This is a genomic window from Bacillus cereus group sp. BfR-BA-01453, assembly GCF_022662915.1.
Classification (GTDB): Bacteria; Bacillota; Bacilli; order Bacillales; family Bacillaceae_G; genus Bacillus_A; species Bacillus_A paranthracis.
In genome coordinates, this window is record NZ_JAKUEN010000001.1 from 571,978 (window position 1) to 590,999 (window position 19,022).

Here is a 19,022-nt window from a genome sequence, read left to right on the forward strand (position 1 = left end):
AATCCCTCTCCATATTAAATTAAAGATTTACGCAATGAAACACTTACTCCTTTTGGTACGTGTGCAACAATTTTTGCTCCCGGTTCGTTCACAGTAACCCATCCTAATCCAGAGAATACAACATCCGTTTTTGGTTCACGAATATTAAACTCGTATTTCACTAGCTCTGGCATATTTTCTAATTCTTCTGGTGTTGGCGGGCTTAGTAAATCCCCTGCATGATTTTTATACAATTCATCTGCTTTCTCAAGCTTTGTACGATGGATTGTTAAACGATTTGAGAAGTGACAAGTAAATGCGCGACGACCGCCACTTACGTAATCAAAACGTGCCAATCCGCTAAAGAACAATGTTTGTTCTTCATTTAATTGGAATACCATTGGCTTAATTTCTTTTGTTGGTGTAATAAGCTTTAAGCTTTGTTTTCCAACATAATGAGCCATTTGATGGTGGTTAATAATACCTGGCGTATCATATAAAGAAGATTCTTCGTCTAACGGGATATCAATTAAATCAAGCGTTGTTCCTGGGAAATGAGATGTTGTAATTACATTTTCAGTCTCATCACTAAATTCTTTAATCATACGATTAATGAATGTTGATTTCCCTACATTTGTACATCCAACAACGTAAACATCTTTTCCGCCGCGGTAATACTCAATCGCATCTGCCAGCTCAGCAATCCCTTGTCCCTTCGCTGCACTAATTAAAAAGACATCTTCTGGCTTTAATCCTAGCTGCTTTGCACTATAGCGCATCCAATGCTTTACTTTATCATGTTTTACTGACTTAGGAATTAAATCAGCTTTATTCCCAACAAGTAATACTTTATTATTTCCCACGAAACGATGTAAGCCAGGTAACCAGCTACCATTAAAGTCGAAAATATCTACAATTTTAACTACTAACGCATCCGATTTTCCAATACCGTTTAGAATACGTAGGAAATCATCATCTGTTAATGAGACATCTTGAATTTCGTTATAATGTTTCAATCGAAAACAGCGTTGACAAATTACTTGTTCTTTTTCTAAAGATGAGGCAGGAGCATATCCCACTTCATTTTTATCTTCTGTTTGAATTTCTACACCGCAACCAATACATTTAATTGTTTCAGTCAAACTTTATTCCTCCCAGTTAATTAAACCTTTTTTCTTCATGTTTCTCATAATTCTTCGTTCAATTTTTCGATTAAAGCGCGTTACTAATCCGTCTGTTTGTGCTACTGGTACAACTAAAATTGTATGCAGTCCAACTCGGTTTCCACCTAGCACATCTGTCAGTAACTGATCCCCAATTACTACAACTTCATCTGGTTGCAACTGCATCTCTCGTATCGCACGCTTAAACGCACGAACAAATGGCTTACGCGCACTATGAATAAATGGAATGCCTAATGGATCAGCAAAATCTTTCACTCGTTGCTCATTATTATTTGAAACGACCGTTACTTGAATGCCTTGCTCTTTCATTTTCAAAAACCATTCTTCAAGTTGTGGCGTTGCATTTGGACGATCCCATTCAATTAAAGTGTTATCTAAATCAGTAATAACACCTTTAATTCCACGTTTCTTCAAATCTTCTGGTTGAACATGATATACATTTTTCACATATTCATTTGGTAAAAATAGTTTCAATTTCTTTCACCTCTTTGAGGAGTTTTCATAAAAATTTTTCGACAACATATTTCGATATATGGCCTGTGGATAAAATTGTACACATTTTCCACATTAATATTTCAGTTAATTTGGAATTTACTAACAATCTATACACATTTTATCCACCTAGGTATGTGGATAACCACTCGTTTGTGACTGTCATATTTTTTTGGTACATTAAATGCAACAACGAATCAATCCTTATATTATTAGGAGGTGACTCACCTTGAAAACAAAACATATGGAACAGTTATCTACTGAGTTACTCACTGAGTCTTATTATAAAGCAAAAGAACTAAAATTAAATCCCGACTTCATTTTACTTATAAAACAAGAAATTATTAGACGCTCATTAGAGGACAAGCTTGTCAAATCGTCTTGATTACATATAAAGAGGAATTTTAATTAACTAACTTGTAAAAAGAGCCATCCTGCGATGGCTCTCGAATAAACAAGTACTCCCATCTAGGGAATTTCATCATTACGCATCTTTGTCCATAAATCTTGCTTACAGTTATAAAATCTTTTTTACTTATGAGCCAATCGAGTAGCAATTTTTTCACCAAGGCGAAGCTCTTGCCCACTCTTCAATTCTTGCACTACTTCTATCATATCTTTTTCAAACAATAACACAACTGTTGAACCGAATGTAAAGTATGCCATTTCTTCACCTTTTTGAACAGTGTCTCTTTCATGCAGCAGCTCAATACTATTTACAAACATAGCTCCTACTTTTACAAGCGCCATATGTTCACCGTCACTATTCACTTCTGTAACGGAGCGATAGTTTTTTGACAATGGTTCTTTCCCGTATTCCATACCAGCTGCATTTACCGGATATGATTTTCTACCGAGTACAAATCTTTCAGTCACAGAACCAGAAAGCGGACTATGAATACGATGATAATGACTTGGGCTTAAATAAATAACCATATATGTACCACCTGCATATCGCTGTGCACGTTCTTCATTACCTAGCATATCCACAATCGAATAACGCTTGCCTTTAATATCAAATGTTTTTGTGTCCTCAATAGGACCGTGATCAGCAAAAACACCATCAACAGGACTAACGATACTCGATGCATCTGTATCAATACTACGCTTTCCTTCTTTTAGCTTACGTGTAAATAATTCATGCAATGTTCTATATTCCTTCAAACCCTTTTCCATCTCATCTTGATTAATTTGAAATACTTTCGCATACGATGGAATAATGATAGAGCTCAAACGAGATTGTGCAAATTTACGTAATATATAAGAAGTAAAACGACCATTTGTAAGTTCGATCATAAGTCGATATAATGTACGTCGCAAATTGCGGAACCTCCTAATCAGTCTATAACTTTAGCTTCCCCTTCTTTTCCTTCTATATCATATGTAAAATTAGTTCTTATTCCCACATATCATATAGAACCGCCATATTATACATGCAGAAAACTAAGTACGGTATCATTCTTAAATTGTTTAGCACCTTCTAATATTACAGATAGAATCCGTCATTTTCAACAGTGAACATGGATTTCTTCTGAACACAACTCTTTTTCTTTCCTTATTTCCAAAAAGAAAAGCAGCCCATTTTAAAATACGGCTGCTTGTAATGTACATTATTCTTTTGCTTTTTTCTCTTTCTCTGCTCTTACAAATTCATGGAACATTTTCATTAAAGCGCGCTTTTCAATTCTTGATACGTAGCTTCTGGAAATACCAAGTGCCTTCGCAATCTCTCGTTGCGTTTTCTCCTTATCAAGCCCCAGTCCAAAACGCTTCACGATTACTTCTTTCTCTCGTTCGTCTAAAATATCGATATACTCTTTAATCTTTTCTAACTCCATACTAAGCTGGATCATATCAATTACATCTTCAGACTCTGATTTTAATATATCAATAAGCGATATTTCATTCCCCTCTTTATCTTGCCCAATTGGATCATGAAGTGAAACGTCCTTTTTCGTTTTCTTTAATACACGTAAATGCATCAAAATTTCATTTTCAATACAGCGTGCTGCGTACGTCGCAAGTTTTGTACCTTTTCCTGCCGAATAGCTCTCGATTGCTTTAATGAGCCCGATTGTACCAATTGAAATTAAATCTTCTGCATCTTCCCCTGTATTTTCAAATTTTTTAACGATATGAGCTACAAGCCGTAAATTATGTTCAATTAACAGATTCCTCGCTTGAGCATCACCTTGCTCCATTAACTCTAAGTACTTTCTCTCATCGTCTGATGATAATGGCTGCGGAAACGCATTGTTCTTCACATAAGAAACAAAAACAAACACTTCTCGAACCATATATCCAATTGCGGCGAATAGACTCAAACCTTTCACCTCCGCCAAAATAGTGGTCTTTACTAAGTGTATGTGGGCATGAGGTTGTTTGTGTCTGTACAGTTTATTTATAAAACTCACCACTTCCAATATTTAAAATATTTTATTGTTATATTATAATTATATAAAATTGTTATTTATATATGAATATGCTATTAAAGGGGACACTATTCATGCTCACATTAGATCGATTATTAAATGTAACAATTTATTTAGGGGTATTTTTACTTTTCATTTCATTCATTACTTTTGTTATTAAGAGAGGGCCTGATTTATTATTTTTTCAATTTGGAATTTCCTTGTTTTTTGGAGCTCAAATTATAATTGGAATGAAATTTTTTCATAACTATGGTTTCTCCTTTCACTCAAAATTAGAACTACTTATCTTTATTTTCTATGTAATTGGATTTATTACATGTATACTATTGTTCTTTCACTTTCAAAATCCCTATCGAATTTTTTTATTAATTTGTAGTTTTTTATTTTTAACTGGATCCAATTATTACTTTAAAGAAACATTAAAGTTTAGTAAAAAAATTCCAAAACAATATAAAACTTTTTTAAATACACAAGAAGAAGACTCTTTCCCAAAAGAAGTCCGTAAATTTTCGGAGGATTACAACAACATAATAAGGAATGATTTTTATGAAATACCGATGATTCCTACTGAATTACAGATTACAAGCAAAAAAGATTCTTCCCATAGTACATCTTTCTTAGTTGAACTTCATAATATGGAGGATGAAATTACTGATGACTCTGTACAATTAACTCCATCAGACCGTTTTTATATACTGTTAAATACACAAAAAACAAAAATATCAAAAATAGTATATGAAGGGCGAGATTTTTTCACATTAACAGTCACACTAAAGGCTCTTAATTTACAGCAGGAACCAGAAATTCATAATATGTTTTTAGAAATAGATAAACGTAGAGCAATGAATCTTCTTGATTTCGAAATTAAAGCCCATTCTAAAGAATGGAAAGTAACATTTAAAAGTGATAGTTCTCCTTCCAACCTTCCTATCACATTTACATTTGAAAAACGAACAGGCAAATTATAAAAATAAAAAGAGTTATTTTCTTTGAAAAATAACTCTTTTTATTTTACTTGCTCCAAATTTTCTCACCAGTATGCGCATCAATATAACGAACTTCTCGACTACCGTCGAAGAATTCTTTATAATTTTCACACGTTGTTTGTTTATACAGCAATTGATATACCGTTTCCTCTACATCATGATCTATAGACCATTCTAATTTAACTCGGATAGCATCTCTGTATATTTCTAACGCTTCTTCTTTCGTTACTTTTGGTGTTGTTTCGTATGTAAGTAATTTTTTTATAAGGTTGCTAGACTCTCCAGAGTAGTGCATCACAGCACCATTTTCCGCATTGATGTTAATCATAAATTGGTTATACTCTGCCGGAATATCATTTATATATATAGAAAAAATAAATCTTTCAATCCCATCTTCAGCTTCTTCACGTTCCTCCCAAAGACGCAGATATTGTGTGATATCTGGAATAACTTGTTCCAAAAATTGAAGTGCTTTTTGTAAACATTCCTCTCTAGATAGTATTTGCTTTACTTCTTTATCATCTGTCAATTTTATAAAACCAGTTAATTCATTGGTTAATTTATCAATTGTAACGCTAACTAAATTATTATATTTCAGCATCGGTAAATGCTTTTTAAAGAATTCATTCATTAAATATGGATTCTTTTCTTCTTTCTGTTTTTGTAATTCCTCCTTCAAAACAAATTTCATCCTTATTTCATTATCATTTTCCGTCTCATCTACTTTTGCAAAATTTTCTTTATCCCAGTCAAATAATTCGAATATGTCATCTTGCCGGCTACCTTTTTCTAATTTTTCAACAACTACTGTTGGCGGTAATTTATAATGTTCTGGCCCATATAAATCTTTACCTGTACTTGCATCAATACATGCATGACTAGGCTCTGGTTCATATACAAGATGGTACCCTTTTACTTCCTCCCCGTTTTCATACTCACATGAAGAGTATGTTAAATCTACAAATACAAGTCTCATATCTTGTCTAGCTTTCAAACTTTCTAAAACGACGTTCTCCTCAACAATGTCACTTGGCCATAATGGTTTTTTCTCTATCGCTTTTTGTCCATTGTAATGGAAATTCACAACATTTCCTGAAGGATGAACTCGCACAACACACCCTGTATTTGGCAATGGATAGCCATTCACTTCTTGCATATAATTTACTTCTTTGCAACCGCGCCTGTCACCCTTAACAGTTACATATGTATAAAATTCAGATCCTTCTTTTGTATATTTTTTTAAGAATGTATTTGCAATCTCTCTTGCTTGATTGTCCTCTATCGCTTCCTCACCGCTCGAAAAAGCTTTTTCATCCTCTATCCTAAAGTCAATTAAACTACCAGTATGTCTATTCAACGTAATCCGTATTGTTCTCTCCTCATCCGCTTTATGCTCCCACCATAATAGATGATATGGGTCATCCACACCTTCTTGATCATCTACAACAAGCCTATAATCATCTGGAATGCTAATAATATGAACCACCTGCTCTTTTCTTTCTTTATCTTTTTGATTCATCATACCGCTCCCTTTTATTACAATTTTAAGGTAATTATAACAAAAAAAGACTAGAGATATCTCTAGTCTTCTACTTCGTTTCACGATGTAACGTTACTCGCTTTAATCGCGGACAATATTTTTTTAGTTCGATGCGCTCTGGATTGTTTCGTTTATTTTTTTTAGAAATATAATTACGATCACCGCACTCCGTACAAGCTAGTGTAATATTTACACGCATATGTAATTCTCCTTTCTTTTAAAGATCGCAAACTAAATCGTAATGATTACGATTTATATATTATATAACTTCATTCTATTTGTCAATTGCAAAAAAAGACAAAAAGCTGAAACAATTAGTTCATACGAAATTCACACGAATCTATTATTATAGAAATTGTACATAGTGAACTTATTAACAATCACGTTTATTTATATAGAATCTTACTCGAAAGGAGTTGAAAGTATGAAAACTAAATATCGTTTTATGATCTCATCATTTGCTGCTTGCGCTTATATGCTTTGGTATTTAGTATAATAACAACCTCACTTGTAAATAGGAAAAGGTGTGTATATAAATGGAATATAATCAATCAACAGTTAACTACTGGAAAGCTTTTGTACTACCATATACATTTGCTTTAGAAGAGTTAAAAACTAAATTTGAAATTATGAACCGGGAAGCCCAATTTTTAGAGGATTACAACCCGTTTGAACATATAAAAACAAGATTAAAACAACCTGAAAGTATTATTAAAAAACTTGAGCGTAAAAATTTATTACCGACAGTTGAAAATGCGCAAACGCATTTACAAGACATTATCGGCATTCGTATTACATGTTGCTTCGTAGAAGATATCTATCATTTAAAGAATGTCATTCAAAAACGTGAAGATATGGAAATCATAGAAGTAAAAGATTATATCGCTAACCCAAAACAAAATGGCTATAAAAGTTTACACATGATTATCAAATACCCTTTATCACTAAATTCTGGTACAAAAGAAGTCTTTGCAGAAATTCAATTACGTACGCTTGCAATGGACTTTTGGGCAAGTTTAGAACATAAACTTTATTATAAATATGAGGGAAAAATACCTGAGTATTTAAAAGATGAACTACATGATGCAGCAATGAAAGCTGAAGATCTCGATAATAAAATGGCAACCATTCGCCAAGATATTGATGATATCGAGGCATGCTCAGATCAAATTATGTTACCACTATAAAAAAAGGTTCTCGCCAATGAGAACCTTTTTTGCGCTATTTACGGAAAGTTTCACTTTATTTCTTCTCTATCGTGCGAACCTCTTCAATTTTCCAGCCATCCTCTTCTTTTCCAAGTGCATACTGTACTTTCTTCTGAATAGTGACCTCTCCTTCTATTTCCTTTTCTTTTGTTTCAACAACAACATATCCTGCTTTACTAGCTTTTATGTCTATATGTTCCAATTCAATTTTTTTATTTCCCTTTTGAAAAGCTGCTTCTTTTTGCGTTTTTAAGTCTTCAGCACTAGGCATGTTCTTTGAAAATAACTCCATATGTTCAGTAAGATTTTTTTCATTTGTCGTCCGTACAAATTTCTCTATCACACCTTGAATCGTTTTCTCTTCTTCTTTCGTTATTTGTACCTTTCCTTCAGCTTTTGTAGTAGTAGCTTTTTGTTCTATCTGATTCTCTTTGGATTGACATCCAACTAGCAATAATACACCTATTAGAAAGGATAATATCCCTATGAAAAAAGCTCTCATCTTCCCATCTCCTAAAAAGAAAAGTGAGGCATTTCGCCTCACTTTCGTTTCTAATTAGCGTCTTCCTTTATTCGGGTCGCCACCGCCAACAATATCAAAGACACGTTTAGCGATATTTGTATTCTCTTGAACGCCAGAGAACAAGTATTTACCAGGGCCAAATGCATATACGTTTACATCTTCTCCTGTATGTCCACCTGTTGTCCATCCTGTAACCGAACGCTTATTGAAAATATCTTCAATCGCATTATCAATCTTTGTTACATCTTTTGAAGGAGCAATATCATTTACCGCTTTAATTTCTTCAGGTGTTAATTGTAAATCAATATATTTTTTCAATGTTTCTTCTACATTCGCACCGTTTGCAATCTCATTTGCCATAAAGTCTGGTGTGCGTTTTGCAGCTTTAATTGGATCTACTTTAAAGTTATACTCACCATTTGCACCTAAAGATAATCCACCAGTAGCGTGGTCTGCCGTTGCAACGACTAACGTATTTTTATCTTTTTTCGCAAACTCAATCGCTGCTTTAAATGCTTTTTCAAAGTCTTCCATTTCACTCATTGCGCCAACGATATCATTATCATGTCCTGCCCAGTCAATTTGACTTCCTTCAACCATTAAGAAGAAACCTTTTTTATTTTTGTTCAAACGCTCAATTGCTGCATTTGTCATTTCTTCTAATGAAGGTGTTTTATCAGTGCGATCAATCATTTTATCTAAACCGCCTGGTGCAAATAAACCAAGGATTTGATCATTTTTATCATTTAACAATTGATCTCGATCTGTTACGTAGCTATAACCAGATTTCTTAAACTCTTCTGTAAGATTGCGATCTTTTCTAACAAAGTTTTTTACGCCGCCGCCAAGCATAACATCTACTTTATGCTTCCCTTTAATTTTCTCATCAAAATAATCATTTGCAATTGCGTCCATATTTTTACGACTAATGTCATGCGCACCGAAAGCAGCTGGTGTTGCATGTGTAATTTCAGAAGTAGCAACTAATCCTGTCGATTTCCCTTTTTCCTTCGCTTGTTCAAGAACAGTTTTTACTTCTGCTTTATCGTTATCAACTGCAATTGCCGCATTATATGTTTTAATTCCTGCTGACATAGCTGTTGCTGCAGATGCAGAGTCTGTGATATTTTCATGTTCATCTTCCGGATATGTTTTTTGTGTTCCTACAAGATGTTTATCAAACTCTGTAGATTCCATCTCAAAAGTTTTTGGATTATCTTTCATATAACGGTGAGCCGTCATATATGAAGGGCCCATACCATCCCCAATTAATACAATGACATTTTTAATCTTTGCATTGCTTCCGCTCTCATCTGCACTCACTTCACTAGAACGTGTAAAATTCCATGTTGCTACCGAAGTAACTGCTAACGACGCCACAACTGCAAATGGCCATGCTTTTTTCACAAACTTTTTCACTGTCTTGTCCCCCTAATTAGGTTATTCATTTCCCACTATCAAATTTAATAGAAGACTGTTAAGAGAAAATTAGTTATATGTAAATTTTTTGTTAACTTATGTAAATATCAGTTATAATTTGTATAACTTTGTCTTTTCATATCAACCATCTTCTCCTTTACAATCAAAATATAAACAAGTTGGATTTCATTTAACGTAAATCTCTTATTTAACATTTTCAATCTACTTTTATGAAAATTAATAGAAACGTGGTGAACATGTATGAAAATAATAAAGCTAGATGAAACTTTTATTTTTGATTTACTCGACCTTTGCAAATCTATTGGATGGTTACAAAATAAAGCATTTATGAAAAAACAATTCGAAATGTACCTTTCTCTCGGTACACTTGTCGGTTATATGCATGAAAATAAACTGATTGCAGCTGGAGGCGCATTTCCTTTTAAAGATAGGTTTTCTACTATTGGTATGTTAATCGTCCATCCTCATTTTCAAGGCCGAGGCATCGGGCGTATTTTGCTTAATCACTGCTTAGAACACACTCTTACAAAACAACCAATTGCACTTATTGCAACAAAAGCTGGCGAGCCTCTTTATACATCATGCGGATTTCAAACAATAACGACGATTCATCGTTTTGAAAAACAAACTACTAAGACACATATCACTCATACAAAACAAATAGAAGAAAAAGATCTTATATCGCTTATTTCCCTCGATCAAATTACAACTGGTGCCGATCGTTCTTTACTTTATTCATTACTATTACCAAGAACGAGCCACTCTTTTAAAATTGAGAGACATAACTGTATAGAAGCTTTTTCCTTATGCATACAAAAAGATAGTATATTATGTATCAATCCACTTATCGCCAAAAGAGAAGAAGATGCTATTCAATTACTACAAAAGATATGTGAATGTTGGAATGGCACAGTAAGAATTGATGTCCCACATTCACAATTTTCATTTCGCAAATTTCTTCAAATAGAAGATTTCCAAGAAACGCTCCTTTCACCTCTTATGATAAAAAATGGTAGCGAACTTCCTGGAAATCGTAATATGCTATTTGCTATGATAGATACAGCGTTATGTTAGAAAGGGGACACCTAATTGAAGCGATTTAGCTATTTTATGGTAGGTTGTCTTACTCTTACACTATTAGTAGGATGTAGTGCAGCAGAAAAGCCAGTAGAACAAGTAAAACAAGTTAAAAATACACTTACAGCAAAACTAGCTACCGAGGAAAAAATGGTAGAAATAGATGGTCAAACCATTTACTTCAAAAAGATTGGTAATGAAAAACCACCTTTACTTATGATCCATGGATTTGGAGGATCGTCAGATGGTTTTCAAAAGATTTACTCAGACTTAGCAAAAGATCATACAATTATTTCTGTAGATGCTTTAGGATTCGGGCGCTCATCTAAGCCGATGGATTTTTATTATTCTTTCCCGACTCATGCAAATTTGTATTATAAATTAATGAAAAAACTAGGTTACGATTCGTTTGCAATATTGGGCCACTCAATGGGCGGAGAAATTTCTCTTAATTTAACATATTTATATCCAGAATCCGTTACACACCTTATTTTAACTGATGCTACGGGCGGTCCTCATACACTCGTTAATAAACAAGGATCACCAAGACCACAGTTGTCGACTGATTTAAATACCGTTTCTGCCATTGCAGATTATGATGAGAGAAAAGTGAGATTTAAACGTAATGATGAAGAGCATTACAATAAAATGAAATTATGGCCTAGACGTCTTCAAATTAATGCAAATGAAATAAAACAACCAACCTTAATTATATGGGGAAGAAATGATAGTAGCGTTTCTTGGAAAGAGGGCGAAACGTACCATCAATTTTTAAAAAATAGTACTTTCCATATTATCGAAAAAGGTTATCACGCACCATTTCGTCAGGAACCACAGGAGTTTGTAGGGTATGTAAAAGAATTCTTTGACAAAAACCCTATAATAACTGAAAAATAAGCGGGTATCTCATTTTGAGATACCCGCTTTCATATATTAAGCAGCTTGCTTTTGGCGTTTTTGAGTTTTTGAACCTAATACTTTCGGAATAACGAAACCATCTATTCCAAATTTACCAGCATTCATACCAGAAACTAGAACGAACATTGATAGAATAACCATTTCAGGATTCACACCAATTGACCCACTAAACATATAGGAAAAGTTCATTACAAGACCGAAAAAGACCGCTGTTTTTGTTAAACATCCTACAATTAAACCAATTCCGACTAAAATTTCTCCCCACGTTACAAGTGTATTAAATAGATCAACGTTTGGAATTGCGAAATCTTGTAAAAATGATGCCCACCAAGATTGAACAGCCGGTTGTGCTCCTTTAGATTTTTCAATTGCACCTTGTAAATAACCAGTTGCATCGAATCCTTTTCCTTGTAGTTTACCGATTCCAGCCATTAACCATGTGTAACCAAGATACACTCGAATTACCGCTAACACAAAAGAAACTGCTTTGTTTTCTCTTAAAAATTGAATAACCATATCTTCCTCCTAAAGTTGTAATTAAGTTAGTTACAGATAATATAATAACATTAGTTACTTATTTTTCAAACGTTAATTATGAATAATTCGTGACATGTGTATGAAACATTAAAAACTAACGTTTATATAGTAACTTTTATTACCTGTAAAAACTTGAACATATCATACCATAAGTGATAATGGTTTTCATTGAAGAAAATGTAAAAAAAATGTGAGTTAAATGTGAAACACGTTTATTCGAATATAGAATAAACGTGTTTCACACTACTTATATAATTGAAATGTATGTGTCTCTTTATCAATTAACCGTGCTTCTTCAAAAGCCTCTCCTAACGTTTTTTCATGGTTAATAAGCCCGTAAAATAAGCGTATTGTAAACATAAGTGCTGCATTCCCATCTACATAATCTATTGATCCAATATACGATTTTGCGCCACTACGTAAGAAAGATTCTGCTAATTTTCGCTCCCCTAACGTACAACCACTATTTACAATATTTACATTATGCAATTTTGCATATTTATAAATTTCTGCTGAACCAAAGTATCCCCGCGGTTCATCTTGTTCATATATATCTTCACCTAACTCTTCCATGACAAATTTTCCTTCCTCACCATGAAAGCAAAAGACAACATAATCGATATCATTATATAAACCCTTTCCAGAAAGAATATCGATGAACTCTTTCGGCCTACCAATCCAGTACGTTATAACTTTCGCCCCAAAATACTCAAGTGATGCTCGGATTGATTGCGCCTCTAAATCCGAATTAAAACCAACTACTAGTGCAACATTCAACATACACCCTCCATCCTATAATTAGATTTCAACAATTAGACTTTTAAAGGATACATCCATTTCATATATACCCGTTTCTTGCAAAAAATCAGCTCTAGTTAAAACGACCTTCTGTAAATATTGCCTATATGCTGTAATTGTCCCGTCGTGAGATACAATGCAAACTCTTTCCGCACCTAGCTCATAACAAAAAAGAAGAAATTCATCTACTATTTGCTGAAAGCTATGTTCTGAAATAGTATTTATACCTTCCTTCCATAACTGCTGATTTGTGTTTTTCTCTATCGAAAAATGTGGAAATGAATTTGTTATTATTCCCTGATCTACTATGTGATCACATGGTAATGTTTTCGCTCCTTCTCGATAAGGAAAAATACGCGGGGATACATATGGATGGACAATTTTTTGACAAGCTACCTTCTCACTCCATATCGCCGCCGTTTGCAAAGTTCTAAGTGTAGGGCTAGCGATTAATATATCCGTTTCTTGCAAGGGTACATTGCATTGAAGTAATTTAGCTTGATTCCTTCCCTCATCTGTTAATGATGGATTCAACCTTTGTAAACTTGCCGGCAAATCTTTTGTATGTTCTCCTTCACCGTGCCGAACAAAGACGAGTTTCATGCCCATCCTCCTCTCACTATGAAATTCTCTCACATATTTCTTCCCTATTTGATCCTTTATTCCTGCTATATACAAAACCGATATGTAAAAAATATTTGACATAACGAATTGGAAAACATTACAATTGTATATGTAAAATACTTTTTACAAGGGAGAGGAGAAGCATACATATGAAATGGATAACCATCTTAATTGGCATGATTATATGGGGATATATAAACGGATTTTTTAGCAGCGATAAAACTGCTAATCCTTGGATTACAGATGATGAACGGGAAACAAAAATTAAACAGAAAGCAATTATTGCAAGCTGGTCCGGTGTTTTTATGTTTTGTACCATTAACCTCTTAAACAAATGGTTAGGTGTAGAAACAAACAATACATCACCTTACTTACCATCTTCTATCGCAACTATTTTAAAAGAAAATGTAGAGTTACAAATTTTATTTATGCTATTTATTACGTATGGCATATTTTACATATACTACCGAAGAAAACTAAGCGCTTAACTTTTTATCTCATGATTGTCCTCCTAAATGGTTATAGTAATTAGGACGAAATGAAAGGAGCGATAGAAAAATGAGTAACTCGAATGATTTTTTAGATACGCTGCATGAAAAACAAGCAAAAGATGAACAAAATAGAAAACGTCAGGGAAACGGAAACCCAGCGAAAAAAAAGCCAAATAAAACGCATAAATAACCAATAAAAAAATGTGCCTAAAATTATCTTTTAGGCACATTTTTTATTCTTCTTTTACCGAGATGACATTTCCCCAATTCCATTTCTCATAATACCACTCTGGTACATCTATATTTTCAATCCACTTCACTTCATGCTTTCCATCTCTATGAGCAAGCCATACATCTGCTTTCTTACGGTCTGAACGTATCCATATTAATTGATTGCTCTTCTTCATAAAGATTGGATGATAATCACCCTGCTTATGAGGTGGCTTTGTGATTCGATGCTGTACATTGCTTGTACTATCAACCTCATATAAAGATGGTAGTGGCCTTTTTTCTGGCAATGTTTCAAATCCTCCCTCTTTTGCTCGAGAGACGATAATTATGTTATCGTTCTTCCATGTAAAATCCCAATCAACATATCCTTGCGGCGTAAATGTGTTCTGCTGAAGTGCTGGCAGTTCTTTTACTTTTAAATGTTTATTCTCTAACGCAACTCTCCCACTTCCTTCAATATAGGCCAATATATTGTTGGCTGGCGCCCATTTGAACCATTGTGTGTTTAATAACATTTGATCTACCTTTTCAAAACGACTACCATCTGCACGAACTAAACAAAGCGTATTGCTATCAGCTGACCATGAAGCTGTCGGTACTGCTAAAAATGAAATCCACTTTTGATCTGGTGACCACTTAAAGCCACTTGCAACTAGCGCTAGGAAATCATCATGTTCATTTGGCAATGCATACAAATGCTTCATTTTATGAGGGTTCATATGGGCATCTTTTTGCACTTCATATAGCTGTGCTCCTGTCCATCCAGTTGGAAGTAAGTGTGCTTCAGAAGATACAAGAAACTTCTTTCCATTCGGGTACCATGCATAATCACCTACACCAGCCGATACATTTTCAAAATCTGCATTCTTTTTTTCTACCTCGAAGGTATGTAATGTACCTGTAAATATAAATGCAATTATATTTTCTGTTGGTGACCATTGATAATTTGATACTTCTGAGTGAAACGGCGTAACTTTCTTTCCATCTTTTAGCCGATATAACTCAAGATTACTTTGTTTCTTTCCTTTTACATATGCCAGCCACTCTCCATCATGAGACCACTTTGGCCCTGTTATATACTCTCCTTTTGTAAGTTGTTTTTCTTTTCCATCAACTTTAATCCAGAGGTCATGATGACGAATAAAAGCAATTTTAAATTCATTATTTTCTGCGCTACTATTAATGGTTGAACATAAAAATACGACTAACATTGTACCAACGCTTACTATGAACCGTTTCATAACACCCCTCCATTTCCCTCATAGCATTCCTCAATCTCCACCTACAATATGTAAAAGATACCTATTCGACATAATCAGAAAAAATTTCCCAAGAAATTTCAAATTCATAGAGGATTGGTATGAATTATGTCGAAAATATAGTTTAGCTAACATCCGATTATGTAATTCGAGATCAATTTGTAAGATGTTTTTTCGGAATATTAGCACTTTTTATTAGGGGGGAGTTTCAATGAAAAAAACTACATCTACACTATTAAGTATGGCGCTCGTCTTTTCCAGTTTTGGAGCTTTAAGCGCACATGCTGAATCGCTGCAAAAGGAGAAACAATTTAGTCCACAGTTAAAAGCGAACATTGAACAATGGGGAGAAAACAAAATTGCGCAAAATGTTGAAACAAAAACATCAAAAGAAATTTCTGTCATTGTAGAATTGCAACATGCTCCACTCGCTTCACAAAGTAACATTCAGCATGCTCCAGATTTACAAAATAATCTTGCACAGTCTTATCATACCGAGCTTAAAAAAGCACAAGAAGATACGACTAAGAAAATAAAAGAAAAAGCACCTGGTGCAAAAATTAAAGAAGTGTATAATACGTTATTTTCTGGATTCTCTATTTCAGTTCCTGGAGATCAAATTACCGCTCTTGCTTCTTTACCCGAAGTAAAAGCAGTCTACCCGAACTTAACATATAAATTACATGAAACATCAAAAAGCACTACTAATGAAGAGGCACCAAATATCGGCGGACCGACAATTGGTGCAACTGAAGCATGGAATTTAAAAGACCCATCTGGCAAACCGCTTGATGGAAAAGGTATGAAAGTAGCGATTATCGATTCTGGCGTAGACTATACACATCCTGACTTAAAGGCAAATTATATTGGTGGATACGACACAGTGGATGAAGATGATGATCCAATGGATGGTAACGTACACGGTACTCATGTAGCTGGAATTATTGCTGGTAATGGAAAAATTAAAGGCGTTGCTCCGAATGCTTCTATTTTAGCTTATCGTGTCATGAATGACGGTGGTACTGGTACAACAGATGATATTATTCAAGGTATTGAACGAGCAATTCAAGATGGTGCTGATGTGTTAAATCTATCCCTTGGACAAGATTTAAATGTACCTGATCAGCCTGTAACTTTAACGTTAGAACGTGCAGCAAAGCTTGGGGTTACTGCAGTCGTTTCCAACGGAAATGATGGTCCAAAACCTTGGTCTGTTGATGCACCTGGAAATGCAAGTAGCGTGATATCAGTTGGAGCATCTACAGTTTCTATCCCGTTTCCAACATTCCAAGTAGCTGGTTCTACCAAAACATATCAAGGGTTACCGTTATCAAAATCGGATTTCCCAATAGGAAATGATTCTCCACTTGTATATGTTGGCTATGGCAATCCAAGCGATTATGCAAAACAAGATGTGAAAGGAAAATTTGCACTTATTTTACAAGGTACTTCAAGTACGTTAGTAAAAGCTGAACAAGCGAAACAAGCTGGTGCAATTGGTGTACTATTAATTTCTAACGAAAAAGAAATCAATATTATGCCTGAATACTTTGCACGAGAAAATCTAGCTCTTCCAGTTATGCAATTATCAAATGCAAATGGCGAAGAGCTGAAAAACTTAATTACAAAGCGCAAGAAAAATATAAAAATTGGACAACCAATCCCAACTGAATTAATTGGTAACTTTAGTTCTAGAGGACCATCACAAGGTAGTTGGCTTATAAAACCAGATATCGTTGCACCAGGAGTACAAATTACGAGTACTGTACCTAGAGGTGGCTATGAGTCTCACAACGGAACCAGTATGGCTGCCCCTCAAGTAGCTGGAGCGGTTGCTCTCTTGCGTCAAATGCATCCTGATTGGACGACAGAGCAATTAAAAGCATCCCTTGCCAATACCGCAAAAACTTTAAAAGATGTAAATGAAAATACATATCCTATTATGACACAAGGATCTGGTTTAATTAACATCCCGAAAGCAGCTCAAACAGATGTATTAGTCAAACCTAACAATGTGAGCTTCGGTCTTATTAAGCCAAACAGTGGTAAAGTAAAACTGACGCAAAATATTACGTTACAAAATCTATCTAGTAAAAAGAAAAGTTTTTCAACTCGTGTGGAATTGCTAGATACAAACACAAAAACAAAAGTAAAAACTTCTGTACCTTCATCGATTAGCATACAGCCGAATAGTAGTACCGAAAAACCATTTACTATCACTGTCGATAGTTCGCTACCCCAAGGTGTCTATACTGGAAATGTGTATATAAAAGAACAAGGTAAGAAGGAAGAAACTCGCATTCCATTTACATTTAGTATCGATCCTAAAGATTACAAACGTATAGATGGACTCGAAATTATTAATTCTACATTTAGTCCAAATGGTGACCAAATATTAGACGATAATCTCATCAACTACTATTTAGTTGCACCTGTAGATGATGTAACATTGCATGCAAATTTAGTTACAAAAGAACATGTAACGTACCAAGGGATTATCCATCAAGCTAAAAATGAAACAGCTGGATACAAACCTTTCAAATGGAATGGTACAAAAGCAGATGGTACTCCGTTAGCTGACGGTCTATACCAAATCGAAGCAGTTGCCTCTAATTCTGGTGGGGAAACAAAACAAACAGCTGCTGTATTTCTTGATAGAACTGCACCTAAGTTAACATACGAAATTGACCAAGAAAACCTTGTAATCACAGGAAAAGTGGATGATATCTTACTAGATTGGATGACAGAATCTGGTTGGGTAGCACCTGGAATTCCAGTGAGACTACAGTATGAAATCAACGGAAATGGTGTATGGGAAAGTGCATTCCTAAATCCTTGGGAGAAAAATTACGGCATTTATTTAGATCGTACTCAATTACAAGAAGGTAAAAATACAATTCACATTGTAGCAACAGATGCAGCTGGAAATACATCTAATTTAAATGTTGATTTAGATGTGAAATAAAGTGAAACTTTAATCAGTGGGAGTTTCTTCATCCCCCACTGATTATTAGTTGAACCAATCGGGCTTTAATGGGCAGCCCGACCCCCACCTAACTTCTTTACTTTCGCTGAATTTTAAGGTGAGGGTCTTACTGCCCATTAAAGCGGGATAAAAAATTATTATAGACATGAAGGAAAAAGACGGAGTTTTTCCGTTATCATTAATTGAGATGTAAGTATATTTTCACTTACAAATAGGGTGGTACCGCGATTCTTTCGCCCCTATCGGATTTTACGATAGGGGATTTTTCTATTTCTCACAGAAACAAATGTTAAATAATTCCGAATCTTATGATAAAA

The 19,022-nt window shown here is 34.4% G+C and carries 20 protein-coding genes; 8 read left to right on the plus strand and 12 right to left on the minus strand.

Annotated features, from left to right (window positions below):
* Nucleotides 1-14: 14 nt before the first annotated feature.
* Together yqeH and MR070_RS03060 are read right to left on the minus strand one after the other, a co-directional pair.
* The gene (yqeH, locus tag MR070_RS03055) at nt 15-1,121 is read right to left on the minus strand and encodes a ribosome biogenesis GTPase YqeH (protein ID WP_000140795.1); all 1,107 of its coding nucleotides are present in this window, start codon (nt 1,119-1,121) and stop codon (nt 15-17) included.
* Between the two features lie 3 nt (nt 1,122-1,124).
* The gene (locus tag MR070_RS03060; RefSeq protein WP_000765311.1) at nt 1,125-1,637 is read right to left on the minus strand and encodes a YqeG family HAD IIIA-type phosphatase; all 513 of its coding nucleotides are present in this window, start codon (nt 1,635-1,637) and stop codon (nt 1,125-1,127) included.
* 247 nt (nt 1,638-1,884) lie between these two features.
* On the opposite strand from MR070_RS03060, the gene sda reads away from it, so the two are divergent.
* Nucleotides 1,885-2,040 carry a sporulation histidine kinase inhibitor Sda gene (gene sda / locus MR070_RS03065; protein ID WP_000850094.1) on the plus strand — a complete coding sequence of 52 codons (156 nt, stop codon included), beginning with the start codon at nt 1,885-1,887 and terminating at the stop codon, nt 2,038-2,040.
* 146 nt (nt 2,041-2,186) lie between these two features.
* Here the strand turns inward: sda and MR070_RS03070 are convergent, their stop codons facing one another.
* The gene (locus MR070_RS03070) at nt 2,187-2,975 is read right to left on the minus strand and encodes a phosphatidylserine decarboxylase (RefSeq protein WP_001254997.1); all 789 of its coding nucleotides are present in this window, start codon (nt 2,973-2,975) and stop codon (nt 2,187-2,189) included.
* 290 nt (nt 2,976-3,265) lie between these two features.
* Entirely contained in the window at nt 3,266-3,979 is a 714-nt protein-coding gene (sigK, locus tag MR070_RS03075; RefSeq protein WP_000051382.1) for an RNA polymerase sporulation sigma factor SigK, read from the minus strand.
* Between the two features lie 182 nt (nt 3,980-4,161).
* On the opposite strand from sigK, the gene MR070_RS03080 reads away from it, so the two are divergent.
* Nucleotides 4,162-5,055, plus strand: a complete 894-nt coding sequence (locus MR070_RS03080; RefSeq protein ID WP_044793773.1) for a hypothetical protein — start codon at nt 4,162-4,164, stop codon at nt 5,053-5,055.
* 43 nt (nt 5,056-5,098) lie between these two features.
* Here the strand turns inward: MR070_RS03080 and MR070_RS03085 are convergent, their stop codons facing one another.
* Both MR070_RS03085 and rpmG read right to left on the minus strand, forming a co-directional pair.
* Nucleotides 5,099-6,592 carry a YcdB/YcdC domain-containing protein gene (locus MR070_RS03085; RefSeq protein WP_242260509.1) on the minus strand — a complete coding sequence of 498 codons (1,494 nt, stop codon included), beginning with the start codon at nt 6,590-6,592 and terminating at the stop codon, nt 5,099-5,101.
* 70 nt (nt 6,593-6,662) lie between these two features.
* Nucleotides 6,663-6,812 (minus strand): 50S ribosomal protein L33, encoded by a 150-nt coding sequence (gene rpmG, locus MR070_RS03090; protein WP_001265617.1) that lies wholly within the window; start codon nt 6,810-6,812, stop codon nt 6,663-6,665.
* Nucleotides 6,813-7,149: 337 nt separating this feature from the next.
* On the opposite strand from rpmG, the gene MR070_RS03095 reads away from it, so the two are divergent.
* Nucleotides 7,150-7,800 (plus strand): GTP pyrophosphokinase, encoded by a 651-nt coding sequence (locus tag MR070_RS03095; protein WP_000456224.1) that lies wholly within the window; start codon nt 7,150-7,152, stop codon nt 7,798-7,800.
* A gap of 55 nt (nt 7,801-7,855) precedes the next feature.
* Here the strand turns inward: MR070_RS03095 and MR070_RS03100 are convergent, their stop codons facing one another.
* Nucleotides 7,856-8,323, minus strand: coding sequence for a hypothetical protein (locus MR070_RS03100; protein WP_001201006.1), 468 nt, complete (start codon nt 8,321-8,323; stop codon nt 7,856-7,858).
* A gap of 54 nt (nt 8,324-8,377) precedes the next feature.
* Nucleotides 8,378-9,763, minus strand: a complete 1,386-nt coding sequence (locus MR070_RS03105; RefSeq protein WP_000714935.1) for an alkaline phosphatase — start codon at nt 9,761-9,763, stop codon at nt 8,378-8,380.
* Between the two features lie 261 nt (nt 9,764-10,024).
* On the opposite strand from MR070_RS03105, the gene MR070_RS03110 reads away from it, so the two are divergent.
* A complete protein-coding gene (locus MR070_RS03110) occupies nt 10,025-10,858 on the plus strand; it encodes a GNAT family N-acetyltransferase (RefSeq protein ID WP_000691515.1) in 834 nt (277 codons plus the stop codon).
* A gap of 15 nt (nt 10,859-10,873) precedes the next feature.
* Nucleotides 10,874-11,758 (plus strand): alpha/beta fold hydrolase, encoded by an 885-nt coding sequence (locus MR070_RS03115; RefSeq protein ID WP_242260510.1) that lies wholly within the window; start codon nt 10,874-10,876, stop codon nt 11,756-11,758.
* 36 nt (nt 11,759-11,794) lie between these two features.
* On the opposite strand, the gene MR070_RS03120 is transcribed toward MR070_RS03115, so the two are convergent.
* From MR070_RS03120 to MR070_RS03130, 3 genes are all read right to left on the minus strand, one after another.
* Nucleotides 11,795-12,295, minus strand: coding sequence for a DoxX family protein (locus MR070_RS03120; protein WP_000236600.1), 501 nt, complete (start codon nt 12,293-12,295; stop codon nt 11,795-11,797).
* Between the two features lie 264 nt (nt 12,296-12,559).
* Nucleotides 12,560-13,096 carry a delta-aminolevulinic acid dehydratase gene (locus MR070_RS03125; RefSeq protein ID WP_044793769.1) on the minus strand — a complete coding sequence of 179 codons (537 nt, stop codon included), beginning with the start codon at nt 13,094-13,096 and terminating at the stop codon, nt 12,560-12,562.
* An 18-nt stretch (nt 13,097-13,114) separates the two neighbouring features.
* Nucleotides 13,115-13,819, minus strand: a complete 705-nt coding sequence (locus MR070_RS03130; protein WP_242260511.1) for a histidine phosphatase family protein — start codon at nt 13,817-13,819, stop codon at nt 13,115-13,117.
* Between the two features lie 68 nt (nt 13,820-13,887).
* On the opposite strand from MR070_RS03130, the gene MR070_RS03135 reads away from it, so the two are divergent.
* A complete protein-coding gene (locus MR070_RS03135) occupies nt 13,888-14,226 on the plus strand; it encodes a hypothetical protein (protein WP_000871279.1) in 339 nt (112 codons plus the stop codon).
* A gap of 70 nt (nt 14,227-14,296) precedes the next feature.
* Entirely contained in the window at nt 14,297-14,419 is a 123-nt protein-coding gene (locus tag MR070_RS03140) for a DUF4023 domain-containing protein (protein WP_000071861.1), read from the plus strand.
* A gap of 43 nt (nt 14,420-14,462) precedes the next feature.
* On the opposite strand, the gene MR070_RS03145 is transcribed toward MR070_RS03140, so the two are convergent.
* On the minus strand, nt 14,463-15,701 hold the full coding sequence (locus tag MR070_RS03145; RefSeq protein WP_000819450.1) for a TolB family protein: 1,239 nt from the start codon (nt 15,699-15,701) through the stop codon (nt 14,463-14,465).
* 229 nt (nt 15,702-15,930) lie between these two features.
* On the opposite strand from MR070_RS03145, the gene MR070_RS03150 reads away from it, so the two are divergent.
* Entirely contained in the window at nt 15,931-18,684 is a 2,754-nt protein-coding gene (locus MR070_RS03150) for a S8 family serine peptidase (RefSeq protein ID WP_242260512.1), read from the plus strand.
* Nucleotides 18,685-19,022 lie beyond the last annotated feature (338 nt).